18 protein-coding genes, 2 tRNA genes and 1 pseudogene are annotated in these 18,867 nt (G+C 62.9%); 12 read left to right on the forward strand and 9 right to left on the reverse strand.

The window, feature by feature from the left end; translation table 11 throughout:
- Positions 1 to 189 precede the first annotated feature (189 nt).
- The 4 genes and pseudogenes from ABWV64_RS01760 to ABWV64_RS01775 all read left to right on the forward strand — a co-directional run bounded on the left by ABWV64_RS01760 (position 190) and on the right by ABWV64_RS01775 (position 2,838).
- Positions 190 to 655: pseudogene (locus ABWV64_RS01760) on the forward strand (DUF1697 domain-containing protein).
- A gap of 135 nt (positions 656 to 790) precedes the next feature.
- Positions 791 to 864, forward strand: a tRNA-Gly gene (locus ABWV64_RS01765).
- A gap of 80 nt (positions 865 to 944) precedes the next feature.
- Positions 945 to 2,006, forward strand: coding sequence for an AbrB family transcriptional regulator (locus ABWV64_RS01770; RefSeq protein ID WP_353342555.1), 1,062 nt, complete (start codon positions 945 to 947; stop codon positions 2,004 to 2,006).
- Between the two features lie 79 nt (positions 2,007 to 2,085).
- Complete coding sequence (locus tag ABWV64_RS01775; protein WP_353342556.1) at positions 2,086 to 2,838, forward strand: SDR family NAD(P)-dependent oxidoreductase; 753 nt, start codon at positions 2,086 to 2,088, stop codon at positions 2,836 to 2,838.
- A gap of 42 nt (positions 2,839 to 2,880) precedes the next feature.
- Here the strand turns inward: ABWV64_RS01775 and ABWV64_RS01780 are convergent, their stop codons facing one another.
- The 3 genes from ABWV64_RS01780 to ABWV64_RS01790 form a co-directional block, all read right to left on the reverse strand.
- Positions 2,881 to 4,698, reverse strand: a complete 1,818-nt coding sequence (locus ABWV64_RS01780; protein WP_353342557.1) for an ATP-binding cassette domain-containing protein — start codon at positions 4,696 to 4,698, stop codon at positions 2,881 to 2,883.
- Positions 4,699 to 4,796: 98 nt separating this feature from the next.
- Positions 4,797 to 5,528, reverse strand: coding sequence for a GNAT family N-acetyltransferase (locus tag ABWV64_RS01785; protein ID WP_353342558.1), 732 nt, complete (start codon positions 5,526 to 5,528; stop codon positions 4,797 to 4,799).
- Positions 5,529 to 5,689: 161 nt separating this feature from the next.
- Complete coding sequence (locus tag ABWV64_RS01790) at positions 5,690 to 6,142, reverse strand: outer membrane protein assembly factor BamE (protein WP_353342559.1); 453 nt, start codon at positions 6,140 to 6,142, stop codon at positions 5,690 to 5,692.
- Positions 6,143 to 6,398: 256 nt separating this feature from the next.
- Between ABWV64_RS01790 and ABWV64_RS01795 the strand changes: the two genes are divergently transcribed.
- The 8 genes from ABWV64_RS01795 to ABWV64_RS01830 all read left to right on the forward strand — a co-directional run bounded on the left by ABWV64_RS01795 (position 6,399) and on the right by ABWV64_RS01830 (position 12,656).
- Positions 6,399 to 7,025: a YceD family protein gene (locus ABWV64_RS01795; RefSeq protein ID WP_353342561.1), complete on the forward strand. Its 627-nt coding sequence runs from the start codon at positions 6,399 to 6,401 to the stop codon at positions 7,023 to 7,025.
- Between the two features lie 282 nt (positions 7,026 to 7,307).
- On the forward strand, positions 7,308 to 7,514 hold the full coding sequence (gene rpmF, locus ABWV64_RS01800; protein WP_353342562.1) for a 50S ribosomal protein L32: 207 nt from the start codon (positions 7,308 to 7,310) through the stop codon (positions 7,512 to 7,514).
- A 24-nt stretch (positions 7,515 to 7,538) separates the two neighbouring features.
- A complete protein-coding gene (gene plsX / locus ABWV64_RS01805) occupies positions 7,539 to 8,660 on the forward strand; it encodes a phosphate acyltransferase PlsX (protein ID WP_353342563.1) in 1,122 nt (373 codons plus the stop codon).
- Positions 8,661 to 8,664: 4 nt separating this feature from the next.
- Positions 8,665 to 9,639 carry a beta-ketoacyl-ACP synthase III gene (locus tag ABWV64_RS01810; protein WP_353342564.1) on the forward strand — a complete coding sequence of 325 codons (975 nt, stop codon included), beginning with the start codon at positions 8,665 to 8,667 and terminating at the stop codon, positions 9,637 to 9,639.
- Positions 9,640 to 9,790: 151 nt separating this feature from the next.
- The gene (gene ihfA / locus ABWV64_RS01815) at positions 9,791 to 10,093 is read left to right on the forward strand and encodes an integration host factor subunit alpha (RefSeq protein WP_353342565.1); all 303 of its coding nucleotides are present in this window, start codon (positions 9,791 to 9,793) and stop codon (positions 10,091 to 10,093) included.
- 12 nt (positions 10,094 to 10,105) lie between these two features.
- Positions 10,106 to 11,359 (forward strand): MerR family transcriptional regulator, encoded by a 1,254-nt coding sequence (locus ABWV64_RS01820; protein ID WP_353342566.1) that lies wholly within the window; start codon positions 10,106 to 10,108, stop codon positions 11,357 to 11,359.
- A gap of 61 nt (positions 11,360 to 11,420) precedes the next feature.
- Positions 11,421 to 11,497: transfer RNA gene (locus ABWV64_RS01825), tRNA-Pro, on the forward strand.
- Between the two features lie 82 nt (positions 11,498 to 11,579).
- Entirely contained in the window at positions 11,580 to 12,656 is a 1,077-nt protein-coding gene (locus ABWV64_RS01830; protein ID WP_353342567.1) for a 2'-deoxycytidine 5'-triphosphate deaminase, read from the forward strand.
- Here the strand turns inward: ABWV64_RS01830 and ABWV64_RS01835 are convergent.
- From ABWV64_RS01835 to ABWV64_RS01860, 6 genes are all read right to left on the reverse strand, one after another.
- The gene (locus ABWV64_RS01835; protein WP_353342569.1) at positions 12,643 to 14,106 is read right to left on the reverse strand and encodes a GGDEF domain-containing protein; all 1,464 of its coding nucleotides are present in this window, start codon (positions 14,104 to 14,106) and stop codon (positions 12,643 to 12,645) included. The genes ABWV64_RS01830 and ABWV64_RS01835 overlap by 14 nt on opposite strands.
- A gap of 399 nt (positions 14,107 to 14,505) precedes the next feature.
- Positions 14,506 to 14,730: a hypothetical protein gene (locus ABWV64_RS01840; protein ID WP_353342570.1), complete on the reverse strand. Its 225-nt coding sequence runs from the start codon at positions 14,728 to 14,730 to the stop codon at positions 14,506 to 14,508.
- A gap of 110 nt (positions 14,731 to 14,840) precedes the next feature.
- Positions 14,841 to 15,551: an SMC-Scp complex subunit ScpB gene (gene scpB, locus ABWV64_RS01845; protein ID WP_353342571.1), complete on the reverse strand. Its 711-nt coding sequence runs from the start codon at positions 15,549 to 15,551 to the stop codon at positions 14,841 to 14,843.
- Positions 15,552 to 15,555: 4 nt separating this feature from the next.
- On the reverse strand, positions 15,556 to 16,353 hold the full coding sequence (locus ABWV64_RS01850; RefSeq protein ID WP_353342572.1) for a segregation and condensation protein A: 798 nt from the start codon (positions 16,351 to 16,353) through the stop codon (positions 15,556 to 15,558).
- A 6-nt stretch (positions 16,354 to 16,359) separates the two neighbouring features.
- Complete coding sequence (gene nagZ / locus ABWV64_RS01855; protein WP_353342573.1) at positions 16,360 to 17,391, reverse strand: beta-N-acetylhexosaminidase; 1,032 nt, start codon at positions 17,389 to 17,391, stop codon at positions 16,360 to 16,362.
- Positions 17,367 to 18,857, reverse strand: coding sequence for an SPOR domain-containing protein (locus ABWV64_RS01860; RefSeq protein WP_353342574.1), 1,491 nt, complete (start codon positions 18,855 to 18,857; stop codon positions 17,367 to 17,369). The genes nagZ and ABWV64_RS01860 overlap by 25 nt, the downstream gene beginning before the upstream one ends.
- Positions 18,858 to 18,867 lie beyond the last annotated feature (10 nt).

Here is an 18,867-nt window from a genome sequence, read left to right on the forward strand (position 1 = left end):
GCCAATGGTGAGGTCAGCTGCGCAATGCCTGACCTCACCTTCGCATCCCGCGGCGCGCTCTGCCGATCACGGCGATGCGCCGCGCCTGAACGTGGTTACATCCTTGCCCAAAGGCGCTATGCTCACCCCATGCAGGTATTCGTCGCCCTCTTGCGCGCCGTCAACGTCGGCGGGACCGGAAAATTGCCCATGGCCGACCTGCGCGCGATGGCCGCAGGCTGGGCTCACCCAAGTGCAAAGTTACATCCAGTCCGGCAATCTGGTCTTCGCCTCTGCCCGCACGCCCGAACAGATCAAAGCCGCTCTCGAAGACCGTTTGCAAAACCGGATCGGCAAACCCGTCGGCTTTGTCATCCGCAGTGCACAGCAGATGCAACAGGCGGTGGCGGCAAACCCCTTTCCCCACGCCCAAGCCAGCAAGGTCGGCGTTCTCTTCCTCGATCAGGCACCGCCGCCCGATACGGCAACCATTGCGACGGGTCGGGCCGATGAGGAAATCCAACTGGGCGAGCGCGAGGTGTTTATTCACTATCCCTCTGGAATGGGACGCACAAAATTGAAATTTGCGGCCCTCTCTAAGGGCACGATGCGCAACATCAACACCATCACGAAACTTGCCCAAATCGCGGCAGAGACCGCAGGCCCTGCGCCATAGCGCGCAGCGGCGGCGCCAAGCAATACCGAGCGCGGCGCAAGCGCAGAGCCGCGCGGCCCCAGCCCCCCTTCGCGCCGCCCGATGCGCAATCGCCCTTGACGCCCCTGCCCGTGCGGCCTAATCCAACCGCAGAGCGCGGGTATGGTGAAATGGTATCATGCGAGCTTCCCAAGCTTAAGGTGCGGGTTCGATTCCCGCTACCCGCTCCAGCCGTCCGGCCCTTCCCGCGTCTCGCCCGACAGGCCGTCCTTTGGCCGAGCCTCGGCCCGTTTGAGCCTGCGGAGATACGATGTTTTCACTGATCCGTTTGACCGCCGGTCTGGTCGCCCTCGGGGCTTTGGGCGGCTTTGCGGCGCAGTGGATCGGATTGCCGCTGCCCTTCATGCTCGGCTCCATGCTCGCCGTGGCGCTTTTGGCGACCTTCAAGGGCGCGTGGTTGCCCGAAGGGTTCAAATTCCCCGAAAACTTCCGCGCCGGATTTATTGCGCTGATCGGTTTGATGATCGGCGCGCAGGTCACCACGGAGCTTTTCGCGCAAATCCCCGCCATGGCGGTCAGCTTTGCCGCGATTACCGTTTTTGTCATTCTGGCACATGTCGCAAACTACTATATCTTCCAAAAGCTTGGCCGCTATGATCGCGCCACGGCCTTCTTTTGCGGCTCGCCGGGTGGTTTGATCGAAGCCATCACCTTGGGCGAGGAAGCGGGGGCGGATATTCGCGCGCTGATCTTGCAGCAGTTCTTGCGCATCATCATGGTGGTCACGCTTTTGCCCATCGGCCTGTCGATCTACCACGGCGCCCCCGTGGGCAGTTCGGGCGGCGCGACCATGGCGCGCGGGGCGACCGACCTGCCCCATCTTATCCCGCTGATCGCCATCGCCATCGCGGGGGTGGTGTTGGGCCGCCGTTTGCACCTGCCCGCCGGACAGCTCACCGGCCCGTTGATCCTTGGCGCGGCCCTGTCCTTGAGCGGGATTTACGCCGTCGATCTGCCGCAATGGCTGGTCAATCTGGCGCAGATCGTCGTCGGCGCCTCGCTCGGCACGCGCTTTGCGGGGATCAGCCACAAGATGCTCGTCAAAGGGCTTGGCCTCTCGCTGGTGTCGGTCGGCGCGATGCTGGCGCTCGGGGCCTTGATGGCGCTGGCGATCATTCCTCTGACCGGCGAGAATTTCGAAGTCTTGCTGATTTCCTTTGCTCCGGGCGGGGTGACGGAAATGGCGCTGGTGGCGCTGTCTTTGTCGGCCAATCCCGCCTATGTCACCATCCACCACCTCTACCGGATCACGTTGACGGTGATCTCGCTGAGCTGGGCGGCGAAAAAGATGTTCCCGAAAATCGCGCGCTAGGGCCTTTGGCTTTTGACAGGGGCGGCGCGCTGCGATTTAATGAACGCATGTTCAATTGCAGCACTCGGGAGGAGCAGCCATGCACATCAACAAGGTCAAAGCCGTCGTCACCGGCGGCGCATCGGGTCTGGGCGAGGCCACGGCGCGCGCATTGATTGCGGGCGGCGGCAAGGTCACGATCCTCGACCGCGATGCCAAAGGCGCCGATGTGGCCACCCAGATCGGCGCGGATTTCGTGCAAACCGATGTCACCGACGAAACCTCCGCCCAAGCCGCGATCACCGCCGCCGCCAAAGCCATGGGCGGCATCAATGTGGCGATCAATTGCGCCGGTATCGCCACGGGCGAGAAAACCTTGGGCCGCGAGGGGCCGCATTCCTTGGCAGGGTTCCAGCGCACCATCGACATCAACCTTGTGGGCAGCTTCAACATCGCCCGTCTGGCCGCCGAGGTCATTGCGCGCGAGGAGCCGTCCAAAGGCTGCGGGCGCGGGGTGATCATCAACACCGCCTCGATTGCCGCCTTTGACGGGCAAAAGGGCCAAGCGGCCTATGCCGCCTCCAAAGCGGGGATCGCGGGGATGGTTTTGCCCATGGCGCGCGATCTGGCCCGTGACGGCATTCGGGTCATGGCCATCGCGCCAGGGATCTTCCTGACCCCGATGCTCATGGGATTGCCCGAAGAGGTGCGCGCCACATTGGCCCGCGATGTCACCTGCCCGCAAAGATTGGGCGATCCGGCGGAATTTGCCGCTCTGGCGCGGTTCATTTGCGAAAGCGAATATCTCAACGGCGAGGTGATCCGCATCGACGGGGCCTTGCGGATGCAATAGGCGCGGCGGCGCGCCCAGCTTAGACATGCCAAAAGGCCGAGGTTACGCCTCGGCCTTTTCCTCAAGCATCATCCATTCTTCCTCGGCGCGCGCCAAAGCCTGCTGGCGTTCGGTCAAAGCCTCGGTGCCCTTGGCAAATTTCACCGGCTCCTTGGTATAAAGATCGGGCGCGGCGAGGAAATCTTCGAGCTTGGCAATCTCGGCCTCCAGCCGCTCGATCTCGGCGGGCAAAGCCTCAAGCCGGTGCTTTTCGGTAAAGCTCAGCCCCGATTTGGAGGATTTGGCAGCGGCCTGCCCCTTGGCGGAGGATTTCGCCGCCTCGGCTTTCACCGGCTTGGCCTGCGCGGCGACTTCGGCTTTTTGCGCCTGATAATCGCTCCAGCCGCCCGCATAGACCACGGCGCGCCCGTCGCCCTCCATCGCCACGGTGGTCGCGGCCACACGGTCGAGGAAATCACGGTCGTGGCTGACCAGCAAGACCGTGCCGTCATAGCTGTCGAGCAATTCTTGCAGCAAATCCAGCGTCTCGACATCGAGATCATTGGTCGGCTCGTCGAGCACCAGAACATTGCTCGGCTTGGCCAATAGCTTGGCCAGAAGCAAACGCGCCTTCTCCCCGCCCGACAGCGAACGCACGGGCGCGCGCGCTTGCGCCTCGTCGAACAAAAACTCCTTGAGGTAGCCGACCACATGTTTGGGCATGCCGCGCACCATGACCTGATCGGCCTTGCCGGACACGCGCATATCGGGATCGCCGGTCAGGCTGTCCCAAAGGCTCATATCGGGGTCAAGCTGCGCGCGCGCCTGATCGAAGAACGCCACTTCGAGGTTGGTGCCCAGTTTGACCGTGCCGCTGTCGGGGGCCTCGAGGCCGAGCAGCATTTTGAGCAGCGTGGTCTTGCCGGTCCCGTTCGGCCCGACAAACGCAATCCGGTCGCCGCGCAGCACCGTCAACGAGAAATCCGACACGATGGTTTTGCCGCCAAAGGCTTTGCCCAGATGCGCCGCTTCTATCACCTTGCGGCCCGATTTTGTCCCCGCCTCGATCGCCATTGCGGCGGTGCCTTGGCGTTTGATCTGCCCTGCCCGCTCGGCGCGCAAATCTTGCAAGGCGCGCACGCGGCCTTGGTTGCGCTTGCGGCGCGCCGAAATGCCTTCGACCGCCCAACGGGCCTCGGATTTGATTTTGCGGTCGAGTTTATGGCGCTGCATATCCTCGTCTTCCCACACCTTGTCGCGCCACGCCTCGAACCCGTCAAAACCGGTTTCCTGCCGCCGCACCGCGCCGCGATCAATCCACAAGGTCGCGCGGGTCAGCGCACGCAAAAACGCGCGGTCGTGCGAGATCAAAACAAACCCCGCCCGCGTCTGGCTCAATTCGGCCTCCAGCCATGCAATCGCTTCGATATCGAGGTGGTTGGTCGGCTCATCGAGCAGCATCAATTCGGGCGCTTCGGCCATCAATTTGGCCAAGGCCGCGCGCCGCCGCTCGCCGCCCGAGGCGGTCGAGACCGCGCGATCAGGGTCGAATTTCAACCCCTCGCCCGCCATCTCGACGCGGTACATCTCCGACGGGTCCAGCGCCGAGCAGGCGTAATCGCCCAGCGTCGCAAACCCCTCCATCGTCGGGTCCTGCTCCATATATCCGACCGAAACACCCGGCGAGACGATCACCCCGCCGCCATCGGGTTCGACCAATCCGGCCATGACCTTCATCAGCGTGGATTTGCCCGATCCGTTGCGCCCCACAAGAGCGACACGGTCGGCCGGATGGACCACCATCGACAGATCGGCAAAGATCGGATCGCCGCCATAGGTGAGGGAAATATCGGTGAGTTGTAAAAGGGGTGCGCGTGCCATGAGCGCCACGTAATCGCGCGCCCTGCTGGCGTCAAGCGAGGAGTTAAGCGCCCGCGCTTAAATCATCGCTCAAATCATCGCTCGAACCAATGCGCCAATCACCCCGCCACAGCGCGCAAAAGCCGTTTGCGCGCGGGCGGGATCGATTTGATCTCCAGCCCCGTAAACACATGCAGCGTGTTCATATGCGTATCGACCACCGCATGATCCGACACCCATCCGCCCATCAGCAAATAGGTCCGCAACAGCGGCGGCATGCGCAGCATCGCCAATTTGGCATCGGGCTTGCGGCGCAGTTTCTTGGCGAATTGAAACACCGCAGGCGCCTTGACGCGCGGCAACCACCGTTTGGGCGCAAGATGGCGCAGCTTGAGCATGGCAAAAGCGTCGAGGTAATGTTTGGCATCGGTGCCCGCAAAGGAGGAGCATCCGCACAAAAGCTCGACCCCGTTGTCATCGACATATTGCGTCATCGCCGCCCAAGCGACGCGCAAGATATCGCCGTCGCGCGCCTCGGGATGGATGCAAAACCGGCCCATTTCCACAATCGGCCCGTCGAAATCGGCCAAAGCGCCCAGATCATAGAATTGCGCCGCATAGGAGCGCCCGATCTCGGCCCCGCCAGTCAGCGGCAAGAAGCGAAAACAGCACACCAAACGCCCGTCGCGCTCCTCCTCGATCAGGATATGGGTGCAAATGGCGTCGAAATCATCTTCGTCGCGCTCGGCCCCCGTGCCAAAGGCCATTGCGCGCAGCTGCTGCGCAGCGGCCAGATCATCCGCCCCTCGCGCGATCCGCGCGCGATAGCGCCCCTTGCTTAATGCCAACATTGCGCCGCCCCTCTGATCACAGATCCAAGCTAGTCACGCCTCCCATAGCACGCAAGATGTGACAGTGCAGTGACGCAAAAGGCGCGCAGCGAAAATACCGCCGCGCCCGAGGCGAGCGCGGCTGCAAACCCTATGCGCCGCAGGGCGCCGTCATGGGCGTGTTATTGCAAGAAGCCGTCGGCGTTGAATTTGCCAAGGTTGCCCAAAAGCTGGCGCAAGAAGCTTTTGCCCTCGACCGACGAAGAGGTCACACGGCGCGAGATCGGCACGATTTTGCCATCGGCCAGCGTGAAGCGCTCGATATTGGCGACGCGGTTCTGATCGTCAAAGCTGATGGCCAGAACCGTGCGTTCGATCACTTCGGGCTTTTTGATGCCAAAGCGGCGGATGTAGCTTTCGACATAATAGAGATCGCCGCCCTCCAAGACGCCCGCAACCGAAGGCGCGCCGAACATTTCATATACCGCATCGCGTCCGTCCACGCCCACGGCCAATTGGGCAAGTTCCTCATCATCGGGCGTATAGCCATGTTTGCGCACCATCGGCGCACAGGCGGCAAGCGCGCCGACCAATAGACCGATCATCGCATATTTGGCGCTCGAAACTCTGCCCATGTGGTATCTGCCCTCTTGCTTTGGCCTTGCTTTGGCCCTGTCTGGCTTTTATCTCGCTTACAGAAGGATCGCCGCGCTTTCAAGAATACTTCTTCTTGTGTCTCTTGGCCAGCACTCACCTAGATAGGCGCATCCGCCCCGTTTTGATCGCGCCCGCCGCGCGAATTGCCCCGTTTGATCGCGCCCTCGCGATTTACAATGACCGCCTGCCCCTGCCCGACACTGCGGGCGGCCAAGCCTTGAAGGACACCGCGCCATGCCTACGCCTAAGTCGTCCCCCGACGCCTCACCGAAGTCCTCCGCCGCAAGCTCCGGCAAAGCCGCCGCCTCCTGCGCGCCCCTGCGCGTCTCGGCGCTCAAATCCAGCCACCCGACCCGTTTCAACGTCGCGCCCGACGCCGCGGATATGGCCGCGCTGGCCAAGGAGCTGGGCCTGAGCGGGCTGCGCAAATTGAGCTTTCAAGGCGAGGTGCAGGCCGATGGCAAACGCGACTGGTTGCTCACGGGGCGGCTTGGCGCGACGGTCACGCAGCCCTGCGTTGTCACGCTGGAGCCCGTCAGCACCCGCATCGACACCGATGTCGCGCGCCGCTTTTCCCCCGATTTCGACAAGGCCCTCGTCGCCGAGACGGATGACGAAGAGGGCATCGAGATGCCCGATGACGAAACGCTGGAACCTTTGGGCGATGTGATCGACCCCGCCGCCGTCATGGCCGAGGCGCTGGCGCTGGCCTTGCCGCTCTACCCGCGCAAGGACGGCGCGCATCTGGGCGAGGCGGTCTTTACCGCCGAGGGCGCCGAGCCTTTGACCGAAGAAAAGGCCAAACCCTTCGCCGGTCTTGCCGCGCTCAAGGCCCAAATGGAGGGCGGCGAGGATACGTAACAAAACGCGCCGCCGATCACGGCCGGCGCTGGCCGCATCGACCGGCGCGGCGATTGCCAAGGGTCGGGCCGCGCCCCTTTACCGCGCCCCGCGCCCCCGCTTTTGCCCTAAGCGGCGCAGCTTCGCCGCAGCGCAAAAGAATCTCTTGCACAATGACGATTTCGCAGTATTTTCGCGGCCTCATCCGAATTTAGGGTTGGACTTGGCTCTCGTGACAGATTATGAGCCGCCAACACCTGTGAAACTGGGCCATGCGGCCCCCAAAAATCTAAGGGTTGCGACATGGCTGTCCAGCAGAACAAAGTATCGAAATCGCGCCGCAACAACCGCCGCGCACATGACGCATTGGTTGCGGCAAACCCCAACGAATGCCCGTCGTGCGGCGAGCTCAAGCGCCCGCACCATGTTTGCCCCTCCTGCGGCAACTACGCCGATCGCGAAGTCATCGCGATGGCAGACGAGATTGATCTGGACGACGACGCGGCATAATCGCCCGAAGGGACTGGCGCCGCTATGACCGCTCTTAAGGATAATATCCCTGCGGACGCGCGTGCCAGCGACCAGAAAATCATTATCTCGGTTGACGCCATGGGCGGCGACCGTGGGCCGGCGGCAGTTGTCGCCGGCATTTCTCGTTCGGCCAAGAAGAACGCGCAGATCGCCTTTTTGCTGCACGGGCCCAAAGACACGCTCGAAAAACTTGTCGCCAAACGCAAACCGCTCGCGGGCCGCGTCGAGATTCGCGATGCCGCCGATGTGGTCACGATGGACGACAAGCCCTCTCAAGTGATGCGCCACGGCAAGGGCACCTCGATGTGGTCCGCCGTCGATGCGGTGCGCGCGGGCGAGGCAACGGTCTGTGTCTCTTGCGGCAACACCGGCGCGCTGATGGCGCTGTCGATGGTGCGGTTGCGCAAATTGCCGGGCGTCAACCGCCCCGCCATCGCGATCTTGTGGCCCTCGCGCAATCCCCAAGGCTTTAACGTCATGCTCGACGTCGGCGCCGATATCCGCGCCGATGCGCAGGACCTGTTGCAATATGCGATGATGGGTTCGTCCTATGCGCGCAACGGCATGGGGTTGGAGCGTCCGCGCGTCGGCCTGCTCAATGTCGGCACCGAAGAGCACAAGGGCCGCGCCGAGCTTAAAGAGGCCCATGATCTGATCTCGGAGGTCGCCGAGCGCGCCAATATCGAATTCGTCGGTTTTGTCGAAGGCGGCGATATTCCGGGTGATAAATGCGACGTGATCGTCACCGACGGGTTCACCGGCAATGTGGCGCTCAAAACAGGCGAAGGCACGGCCAGCCTGATCGGTGATCTGCTCAAGGCGGCGTTCAAATTCTCGCCCCTGTCGCGGCTGGCGGCGGTTTTGGCCTATACCTCGATGCAGCGCCTGAAAAAGCGCATCGATCCGCGCCGCGTCAATGGCGGTGTGTTCTTGGGCCTGAACGGCACGGTGGTCAAATCGCATGGATCGGCCGATGCGATGGGCGTTTCGGCGGCGGTGAAACTGGCCTTCCAACTGGCGCGCTCGGGGTTTTCCGATAAACTCGCCGCGCGGGTTGCATCCGCCACGGCCCTGCCCCAAGATGCACAAAAAAGCGCCGATACGGCCAGCCAGAACGGAACATAATAAAATGATCAAACGCGCCGTTGCCAAAGGTATCGGGCATTACCTGCCCGAACGTGTTGTTCCCAATAGCGAGTTTGAAAATTCCCTCGACACTTCGGATGAATGGATTCGCACCCGTTCGGGCATCGAGCGGCGCCATTTCGCCGCCGAGGGCGAAACCACCTCTGATCTGGCCGCCCATGCGGCGCGTGCGGCTTTGGCCGATGCGGGGATGGTCGCCGACGACATCGACGCCATTATCGTCGCCACCTCGACGCCGGACCTGACCTTCCCGTCCGTCGCCACGATGGTGCAAGAAAAAATCGGCATGACCCGCGGCTACGGCTTTGACGTGCAAGCGGTCTGCGCGGGGTTCATTTTCGCGCTCTCCAATGCCAATGCCTTGATCGTTTCGGGCCAAGCCGACCGCGTTTTGGTCATCGGCGCCGAAACCTTCAGCCGCATCATGGATTGGGAAGACCGCGCCACCTGCGTCCTCTTCGGCGATGGCGCGGGCGCCTTGATCCTTGAGGCCGCCGACACCGCAGGCACCCCTGCCGACCAAGGCATTCTGGCCACCGATCTCAATTCCGACGGGCGCTTTCGCGAGATGCTCTACGTCGATGGCGGCGTGAGCAGCACCGGCACCTCCGGCAAGCTGCGCATGCAGGGCAATCCCCTCTTCCGCCAAGCGGTGGAAAAACTGACCTCCACGGCGCATCGCACCTTGGAAAAGGCCGGATTGACCGAGACCGATGTCGATTGGATCGTCCCGCATCAAGCCAACATCCGCATCATCCAAGGCACCGCCAAAAAGATGGGCCTGCCGATGGAAAAAGTCGTGGTCACCGTGCAGGACCACGGCAATACCTCTGCCGCCTCGATCCCCTTGGCCCTTGCGGTGGGTGTCGCGCGCGGGCAAATCAAACGCGGCGATCTTCTGGTCGCCGAGGCCATCGGCGGCGGTTTGGCGTGGGGATCGGTGGCTCTGCGCTGGTAAAGCCGCCCGCTCAACCGGCTTTTCCACAGGCACAGGCCGCGCCCCGCGCATAAACAGCATCTTTTCGCACATAAACCCCTGCTTCCAAGTCGTTGATATTGACTCGGAAAATCCAATCGCCCTATGGTTGGAAAAATCCGAGGGGGATGGAATGAGTGAAAAAACGTTAACCCGCATGGACCTGAGCGAAGCTGTGTTTCGTGAGGTCGGACTTTCCCGCAATGATAGCGCGCAATTGGTCGAGAGCCTTCTCGAACATATGTCGGATGCTTTGGTCAAAGGCGAGCAGGTGAAAATCTCCTCCTTCGGCACATTCTCCGTGCGCGAAAAAGCCGCCCGTATCGGGCGCAACCCCAAGACCGGCGAGGAAGTGCCGATCAACCCGCGCCGCGTGCTGACGTTCCGCCCGTCGCACTTGATGAAAGATCGCGTCGCTTCCGGCAACAAACGCTAGGGGCTGCTTGGGATGACCAAGAGCGCCGGCGCGTTCCGCACCATCAGCGAGGTGGCCGAATGGCTGGACACGCCTGCGCATGTCCTGCGATTTTGGGAAAGCAAGTTCAGTCAGGTCAAACCGGTCAAACGCGCCGGTGGGCGGCGCTATTATCGCCCTGCCGATATGGAGTTGCTCGGCGGCATCAAAAAGCTGCTGCACGAAGATGGGCTGACCATCAAAGGCGTTCAAAAAACCCTGAAAGAACAAGGCATTAAACATGTCGCGGCAATGTCGCAGCCGCTCGATGAGCTGACCGCCGCACAGATGGCGGAAAGCGGCGAGACGGCGGTGAACGCGGCGGTCAATGAGGTGTCCGGCTGGCCGATGCCCGACAGCGCCAAGGCGGCGGAGCCCGCGCCAGCCGCCCCTGCCCCCGAGCAGCCCCCTGCCGCCGCCCCGCCGCTTGCGCTGCACATGCCCGCCGCAGCCGACGAACCTGCGGCGCAGGAGATCGCGCCTGAGCCAGTCCCTGACGTTTCGGACGACCCCGTGGCGGAGGAAGCTGCGCCCGAGCCTGCTTTTGAAACCGCCGCGGACGCTGCGCCCGACGCGAGCCCCGAGACCGTCGAAGAGGCGCAGATCGCGCTTGACACCCCTGCCGCCGACACTGCCCCCGCGCAGGTCTTGCCATTTGAAAGCAGTGCACCCGAGCCTCCGGCCGACGCAGGAGAGCCGCCCGCAACAGGCGAGCCGGACCCCGAGCCCGAGCCGCTGCGCGCGCCAGACCCCGCACCCATGATGGATGCCCCCGCGGAGCAGGCCGATCTTTTTGCCGCACCGCCCGAGGACGAGCCGCAAGAGGCGGCGCTTGATTCGCCCCTGCCCGATGCAGAGCCGCAGATCGCCGCGCCGCAGGTCGATCCGCAGCCGCAAGCCGCGCCCGAATTTGAGCCCGAAATCGAACCCGCAGCCGCCGAAGAGCCCAGTGAGATTGCCCCGCTTGATGAGGCGCCGGAGCTTGGCGCAGCCGCTGATACGCCCGCTGACGCGCCTGACGCCGTCGCTGACGCTCCGGCTGCTGATCCTGCCCCTGCCGCCGCGCCTGTTCTCGCCGTGGATGTGCCCAGCGATCCGGCCGATGAGATCGACGCGCCGGCAGGTCTGCTCACGCAACTGGCGCAAATCAGCGGCCCGATCGACGCCGCGACGGCCTCGCAAATCGCGCCGCTGCGCGACCGTCTTGCGGCCTTGGCCGCCCGCATCGACCATCAAGCGCAAGAGTAATCGAGAAATTGGTTTTTCCCTCTTGCTCCTGCCCGCAAAACCATTATGAAGCCTCCATCGTCGGGCTATGGCGCAGCCTGGTAGCGCGTCCGTCTGGGGGACGGAAGGTCGCAGGTTCGAGTCCTGCTAGCCCGACCATGACAAACCGCCCGTGGCCCTTGTGGCCCGGGCGATTTTCATATCCAGAGGCGGCCACCCACCCGCAGCGAGGAGACCCGCGATGACCGGCGTATTGGCAAGCCAGCAAATCCAAAGCTTGATCGACCAAGGGGCGCTCAAAGGCAATCCCGCCATCGACCCCGCGCAGGTGCAACCGGCGAGCCTTGACCTGCGTCTGGGCACCCGCGCATGGCGTGTGCGCGCCTCGTTTCTGGCTGGCGAAGGGCGCAGCGTCGCGCAGCGCCTTGGCGAATTCGAGATGCATCAGGTCGACCTGACCCATGGCGCGGTGCTCGAAAAGGGCTGTGTCTATGTGGTGCCCTTGATGGAAAGCCTCGATCTGCCCGAAGGGTTGCAGGCCGTGGCCAATGCCAAAAGCTCCACAGGTCGGCTTGATCTTCTCACCCGCCTGATCACCGACAGCGGCACCGAATTCGACCGTATCGCGCAAGGCTACTCCGGCCCGCTCTACGCCGAAATTTGCCCGCGCAGTTTTTCGGTTCTTGTCCGCCCGGGTATGCGGCTCAACCAGATCCGTTTTCGCGACGGGCAAGCCATCGTCGATGACGCCGCCCTGCGCGCCTTACATGCGCAAATGCCTTTGGTGGACGGCGAGGCGGTGATCGACGAGGGGCTTGGCTTTTCGGTCGATCTCAAACCGGCGCAGGGCGATCTGGTCGGCTACCGCGCCAAACCCCATGCCGGCGTGATCGATCTGGAGCGGATCGGCGTTTATGATCCGGCCGAATATTGGGAAGAAGTGCGCAGCACCGAAGGCCGCGTGATCCTTGATCCGGGGGCGTTTTATATCCTCGTCAGCCGCGAGGCGGTTTGCATCCCGCCCGAATATGCCGCCGAAATGGCGCCCTATCTGGCCATGGTGGGCGAGTTTCGCGTGCATTATGCGGGGTTCTTCGACCCTGGTTTCGGCTATAGCCCCGCAGGCGGCGCCGGATCGCGCGGCGTTCTCGAAGTGCGCTGCCATGAAGCGCCTTTCGTTTTGGAGCATGGCCAAGTGGTCGGGCGGCTGGTTTATGAGAAAATGGCGCAGCGACCGGCACAGCTTTACGGCACCGGCATTGCGTCAAACTATCAAGGCCAAGGCTTGAAACTGTCCAAACACTTCAAGTCCCCGTAAGCGAGACATCCGGTTTGGCTCTGGTGATATCATCCTTGAGCGCGCGCGCCGCCTCACGGGCCGGCACCGGCAAATCCCGCCACAAGGTCACGCGGTTGCGCCCCATATCTTTGGACCAATAGAGCGCGCGGTCGGCGCGCGCGACGGCAGGTTCCAATGCCCTCTCGCCGCGCCCCATCAAGGTCGCCCCGATCGAAGCGGTGAAATGCTCTACCTCGCCAAGGGGATCAACCATATCTTGGATGATCAAACGCAATTTCTCGGCCACCGTGGCAAGCCCTTCGATGTCAACGTTATAGAGGACGACCAAAAACTCTTCGCCGCCCCAACGCGCCAAAACATCCCGTTCGCGCAAACGCCCGCGCAATGCCGTGCTCACCGTGGCCAGAATCCGATCACCCGCCTTATGCCCGTAGCGGTCATTGACCAATTTGAAATGGTCCAGATCAATAAGCAGCACCCCAACCTCCAACTCGCGTTCAAGGCCGGAAAAATAAAGCTCCAACCCGTGCCGGTTGGCCGCGCCTGTCAGGGAATCATGCAGCGCCGCAATTACCAGATCGCGTTCGACCTTTCGGCGGCGCCGGTCAATACGGTCATAAATTCCGGCGGTGATCACATTCATAGCCCCGATCAACCAAAGCACCAGAGCGAGAAACAGGTTCTGCATCGTCGCCGAGGCGAATTTGTCGCCGACCTGCGCAGCCGCGACGAGAACCATCAAAAAGCTGCTGAAGCCGATTTGACAGCGGGCCACGAACCCGACCGGCGTATCGCTGAGCACGATGCGGAAAATCCGCCGATGTGCATAGAGGGTCATCGTCGCCAAGGCCAGCGGCACCAGACAGGCAACAGTGACAGGCGACATAGCCCCAAACAAGACATCCAAGCGGAACGCATAGCCCGTGGCCCCGAGCAAAGAAATGAACCCCGCCAGCACCGCGGCCCAAAGCGCGAGCCGCGGCGCGCGCGACAAAAGCAGCCCCGACAAGGCCATAAGCCCCAAACACATGGCCGTATTGGCTCCGGTCTCGATCCCGCTCATATCCGAATAGGGCGCAAGCCAACGGGCCATTGCCGCGCTCAGCGGATGATGGATGCTGCCCGATTGGATCTCGATCAGGCGCAGGCTGCTCAAACAAACCACCGCGAGCAAGATCCCGCGCCGCACGATACTGATCGGTTCGAGCAAGCGGTGCATGACAAGGCTTGTCGCCAACAATAATACCATGACCGCAGTCAACGGATGCGTTCCGGGAAGCGCATGGAAAGGCTTGTGAAACTGTGCCTCCATCACATAGCCCCCAAGCACAAACATCCCGACCAAAATCGCGAAACCGGTCAGAAATACGCGTGAGCGATGTGCCACGCCAACATAGCTATAGGTAATCGCGCCCGCGCTCAGCCGTGGATCGTCTTCCGCCGTTGCGCTGAGGTCTACATATTTCATCCCTGGCATAGGTATACCTTCCGGTAAAACCTTGCATTGCACACTGGGTTGCCCCAGCCGTTCGATGGAAAGAATGAAAACATAGACGACACATCGTGGATAGGAACAGAAATAATAAATGCAGCCTGTGTCATCAGGGTTAATATGGTGTAAAGATTTGAGCGTTTTCTACGACTTAACTTCGGCCCGCAGGCTCATGCACGCGCCTGCTCGGACCTGCGTGATGCCAAGGCGCCCGTTACGCATCGCGATGCGCATTGGCTGCCTTGCCATGTTTGCAAAATCGGTTTTTGCAATTCGCGCTTTCGCAAACTCTGGCCCGCATCGAACCGAAAGCCCCGCTCCGCCCTTCAACGGGCAAGAGAGCGGCAGCGCATTGCGCATAAAGGTCTTGGCGCCCTAAAAGCGGCCGATCCGGCGGATCAAACGGTTGGCTTGGCGCATCCGTTGGCCGGTATTGCCCGCCGCGCCCTTGTTTTGCGCCTTGCGCGCCCCATCCGCAGCGGGCGGCGCATCCTTGCCGCCCATGCGCGAGACGCGGTCCATGCCCATCCCCATGCCTTTGTTCACAAGGCGGCGCATGACTTGGCGCATCACCATATTGATCACTTGATTGACGTTCATCTCGACACCCTCATCGTTTATTTCACTGCTCGCGCCCGCGCAGTATAGCATAAAACCCGCCCATTTCACGGCAGCCATGTGCCGTCCTCGCGGCAGGCGCGCGGGGCACCCTAGGACAAAAGCCCGTCCTCCGCGTCGATCACCTCGTCGTCATCAAGGATCGGCGCGTCGAACATATCGACCTGATCGCCGTCCTCGTCCTCTTCCTCCTCGCCGGTATCCAGCCCCATCGGCGCAGGGCGGCTTTCGAGCAATCCGGCGGCGCGCAATTCCTTCAGCCCTGGCAAATCGCGTGCGTTTTCAAGGCCGAAGTGGTCAAGGAAGCTCTCGGTCACCACAAAGGTCACGGGACGGCCTGGCGTCATGCGGCGGCGGCCAAAGCGGATCCATTCCATCTCGATCAACTGGTCGATCGTGCCGCGGCTGACCGACACCCCGCGGATTTCCTCGATCTCGGCGCGGGTGCAGGGTTGATGATAGGCGATGATCGCCAAGGTCTCGATCGCGGCGCGGCTCAGCTTGCGGGTCTCGACCGTCTCTTTTTGCATCAAGAACCCGAGGTCCGGCGCTGTGCGCATCGCATAGGCCTCGCCAACGCGCACCACATGCACGCCGCGCCCCTCATAGCGTTTGGTCAGGTAAACCAAGGCCTCTTTGGGGTCCGACCCATGCGGCATCCTTGCTTCCATCTCGCGCAAGCTGACCGGTTCGGCCGTGGCAAACAAGATCGCCTCGATCATCCGCTCCTGCTCGGCCATGGGGGGCGCTTCAAACAGGCTCTCTTCGCGCGTTTCTTCGGTGGTTTCAATATCTTCGCTCATGATCTTAATCCTTGCGCCGCACCTGCACCGGCGCGAATGTCTCCTCTTGGCGGATCTCGGCCTTGCCCTCTTTGACCAGTTCGAGCGAGGCCGCAAAGGTCGAGGCCGTGGCCGAGCGGCGTTTGACCGGATCGCCGTCCCAGCCTTCAGGCAGATAGGTGCTGATATCGGTCCAATCGCCCGCAAATCCGATCAATCCGCGCATCCGGCCAAGCGCCTCTTCCATCGTGTAAACGCTGTCGCGGTCCATGACGAAGGGGCGAAATTCGTCCTTGGTGCGGATGCGCGCATAGGCCTGCATCAGGTCCAAAAGCGTCGCCGTATAGGTCACGCGTTTGACCCGCTCCACCCCTTCGGGCACGCCGCGCACAAAGAAATCGCGCCCCTTTTGATCGCGCGCCATCAGCCGCGCCGCCACGTCGCGCATCCCTTGAAGCCGCTCCAATTGGAACGCCAGATGCGCGGCCAGTTCCTCGCCCGACGGCCCCTCGTCGGCGGGGTCGGGCGGCAGCAACAGCCGCGATTTCAAAAACGCCAGCCACGCCGCCATCACCAGATAATCCGCCGCCAGCTCAAGGCGCAGATGTTTGGCGCGCTCGACAAATGCGAGATATTGCTGCGCCAGATGCAGCACCGAGATTTTGCGCAGATCGACTTTTTGGGTGCGCGACAGGGTCAAAAGCACGTCAAGCGGCCCCTCGAACCCGTCGACATCAACGATCAGCGCCTCGGCGGCCAGCCGCTCGGCGACGCGGTCCTGCGTCTCTTGATCCTGTGCGTCAAATAACCCCGAACCTGCCATTCACCCTCAGCCGTGTAAGCGCCCACCAATAAGCGCTTCAAGCTGGGCGTTGAGGGCCGAAATGTCAACAGGATCGGGCGTTTTGCGCATCAACAGCGCCGCATCGGCGCGCGCCTGTGCAGCGGTGCCCATATGGCCCGCGGCCTCGGCCACCTCGCGCATTTCGTCCATCTCGCCGTTGCAATGCAAAATCACATCGCATCCGGCGGCCAAAGCGGCGCGCGAAAGCCCCCCCAAGGGGCCGCTGAGCGCCTTCATCGAAATATCGTCGGTCATGATCAAACCGCCGAACCCGATGTCCTTGCGGATCACCTCCATCATCCGCGGCGAAAGCGTCGCGGGCATGGCATCCACCGCCGCATAGACCAGATGCGCCGTCATCCCCAAAGGCAGGTGGTTGAGCGCCTTGAAAGGCGCGAAATCGACGCGCATGAGGTCTTCGGCGCTGGCCGAAACGGTGGGCAATTCGAGATGGCTGTCGGCGCGGGCGCGCCCGTGTCCGGGTATATGTTTGACGATGGGCAAGACCCCGCCGTCCAGATGGGCCTGCGCCACGGCGGCACCAATGCGCGAAATGCTTTGCGCATCAAAGCCGTAGCAGCGGTTCTTGAGAAAGGAATGGGTGCCCTCTTCGGCCACATCCACCATCGGGGCGCAATTGCTGTCGATCCCGAGCGCGCGCAATTCTGCGGCAATGATCGCATAGCGCAGATACATCGCCCGCGCCGCCGCCTCGGCACCTGCGGCGCCGATATGTTCAAGCGGCGGCTGCCATTGCGAGGCCAGCGGCGGGCGCAAACGCTGCACGCGCCCGCCCTCTTGGTCGATGGTGATCATCGCCTCGCGGCCCACACAGTCGCGCAATTCGGCGCATAGGGCACGGATTTGCGCGGCGCTGTCGATGTTGCGCGCAAAAAGGATAAAGCCGAAAGGATCGGCGGATTTAAAGAAGGCTTTTTCGGCGCTGGTCAAACGCAGGCCGGAGCAGCCGAAAATCGTCGCTCCGAAGCGGCTCATCGTGTCGCCACCGGAAAACATTCGACCCCTTCGGACACAAAGGCCGCGCAGAAACGGCGCGCCTCGTTGATGTCGCCGAACCCATGCGCGCGCAGGCGGTAGAACACCCGCCCGCCGCTTTGCGCTTGCTGCACGACCAAGGATTTGCCTTCCAAAAGCTCACCAAACCGCGCGTCCAGCTTGTGCCATCCGGCGCGTGCGCCATCGGCGGTGTCGAATGTGCCAAGCTGCGCCAGACGCGTGCCCACGGGCAGGCTGGCCGCATCGATCTCTCCGGCGCGCGAGGCGGATTTGAGCGCCGCCTCCACCGCGCCGCTGACCGAGGCTTTCTTCAATCCGGCGGGCCGCACCTGCGGGCGCAAGGAACGCGCAAGGCCGGATTTGGGTTTGGCCGCAGCGGCGGCCTCAATGAGCGCGGCGGCAGGTGCGGGCGCAGGCGCAGAGGCCGCGCCGGTCACATTCGGTGCGCTCGCCGCGACTTTGATCGGTGCGGCCTCGTCCATTTTCGGCGATCCGGCGGCCAGTTGCGCGGCCAAAGCTTGGATATCGGCCAATTTGCCTTGGGGCAATTCGGCACCGCCTGCGGAAATATCGATCTGGCGCGCCCGCGCCGGTGCGCTCATGGTGCTGGCCTCGGCGCCCGCCGCGGCGGGGGTATCCTCGGCGGTCAAATCCACCGGCCGTGGCGCCAGAACCAAACGGTCCGCCGGTTTCGCGGCCGCGCCTTCGGCAGCGACCTGATTAACGGCAAAACCTTGATAATCCGCCGGTTGCCCGCCAGGGTTTTCGGGCGCAACACGCATCGGCCCTGCGGCGGCGCGGATCACCGGCACGCCCGAGACATCACGCGCCAAAAGCTTGTAGCCCCAAATCCCAAGCCCCAGAACCAAAGCCAGCGAGATCGCTGCACCGGCCATATTGGCCGCGCGCTGCGCCCCTGCTGCCGTGGGCATACGGGCCGAGGCGAGCAAGGCCGAGGCAATCCCCGCCGATGCGCCGCCGCTTTGCGCCGCGCCCTGCGCTTGGGCGTATTGGCCCTGCGCATAATAGTCCTGCGCTTGGTGCTCCTGCGCGTCGTGAGTGGGCGCATACTGCTCCTGCGCGTCAATCTGGGCTTGCGGCGCGAAATAGCCTGCGGTCACGCGCGGGGCGTGGGCCTGAGCTTGGGCCTGAGCTTGGGGATGCGTTTGGGCCTGCGGCGCATGGGGATCGGCGTAGGGCTGCATATCGGGCTGCGCGTAGAGATCGGCCTGTGGCGGCTGCGCGGGGCTATGCGGCGCGGCAGCGCGGTATTGCCCCGCGTGATGCAACCCCGCATCGGCGCCGTAAACCGGCGCGGGTTGCGGTTGCGGGGCCTCTTGCGGGGCGTTTTCCCGCCCGCGTGCGGTAACAGGCGCAGGGCGCGCATAGGCCGGATGCTGGGATGGATCGAAGGGTTTTGCCTGTTGGGGCGCGCGCATTGCGCCCGTCACACGGATATCCGCCATTTTTCGCCTC

The sequence above is a fragment of the Litorivita sp. NS0012-18 genome, assembly GCF_040371945.1.
Classification (GTDB): Bacteria; Pseudomonadota; Alphaproteobacteria; order Rhodobacterales; family Rhodobacteraceae; genus Litorivita.

Coding starts and splice junctions, on each gene's coding strand:
- ABWV64_RS01770 (WP_353342555.1), top strand. CDS start 945: ATGTTTTCACTGATCCGTTTGACCGCCGGTCTGGTCGCCCTCGGGGCT.
- ABWV64_RS01775 (WP_353342556.1), top strand. CDS start 2,086: ATGCACATCAACAAGGTCAAAGCCGTCGTCACCGGCGGCGCATCGGGT.
- ABWV64_RS01780 (WP_353342557.1), bottom strand. CDS start 4,698: ATGGCACGCGCACCCCTTTTACAACTCACCGATATTTCCCTCACCTAT.
- ABWV64_RS01785 (WP_353342558.1), bottom strand. CDS start 5,528: ATGTTGGCATTAAGCAAGGGGCGCTATCGCGCGCGGATCGCGCGAGGG.
- ABWV64_RS01790 (WP_353342559.1), bottom strand. CDS start 6,142: ATGGGCAGAGTTTCGAGCGCCAAATATGCGATGATCGGTCTATTGGTC.
- ABWV64_RS01795 (WP_353342561.1), top strand. CDS start 6,399: ATGCCTACGCCTAAGTCGTCCCCCGACGCCTCACCGAAGTCCTCCGCC.
- rpmF (WP_353342562.1), top strand. CDS start 7,308: ATGGCTGTCCAGCAGAACAAAGTATCGAAATCGCGCCGCAACAACCGC.
- plsX (WP_353342563.1), top strand. CDS start 7,539: ATGACCGCTCTTAAGGATAATATCCCTGCGGACGCGCGTGCCAGCGAC.
- ABWV64_RS01810 (WP_353342564.1), top strand. CDS start 8,665: ATGATCAAACGCGCCGTTGCCAAAGGTATCGGGCATTACCTGCCCGAA.
- ihfA (WP_353342565.1), top strand. CDS start 9,791: ATGAGTGAAAAAACGTTAACCCGCATGGACCTGAGCGAAGCTGTGTTT.
- ABWV64_RS01820 (WP_353342566.1), top strand. CDS start 10,106: ATGACCAAGAGCGCCGGCGCGTTCCGCACCATCAGCGAGGTGGCCGAA.
- ABWV64_RS01830 (WP_353342567.1), top strand. CDS start 11,580: ATGACCGGCGTATTGGCAAGCCAGCAAATCCAAAGCTTGATCGACCAA.
- ABWV64_RS01835 (WP_353342569.1), bottom strand. CDS start 14,106: ATGAAATATGTAGACCTCAGCGCAACGGCGGAAGACGATCCACGGCTG.
- ABWV64_RS01840 (WP_353342570.1), bottom strand. CDS start 14,730: ATGAACGTCAATCAAGTGATCAATATGGTGATGCGCCAAGTCATGCGC.
- scpB (WP_353342571.1), bottom strand. CDS start 15,551: ATGAGCGAAGATATTGAAACCACCGAAGAAACGCGCGAAGAGAGCCTG.
- ABWV64_RS01850 (WP_353342572.1), bottom strand. CDS start 16,353: ATGGCAGGTTCGGGGTTATTTGACGCACAGGATCAAGAGACGCAGGAC.
- nagZ (WP_353342573.1), bottom strand. CDS start 17,391: ATGTTTTCCGGTGGCGACACGATGAGCCGCTTCGGAGCGACGATTTTC.
- ABWV64_RS01860 (WP_353342574.1), bottom strand. CDS start 18,857: ATGGCGGATATCCGTGTGACGGGCGCAATGCGCGCGCCCCAACAGGCA.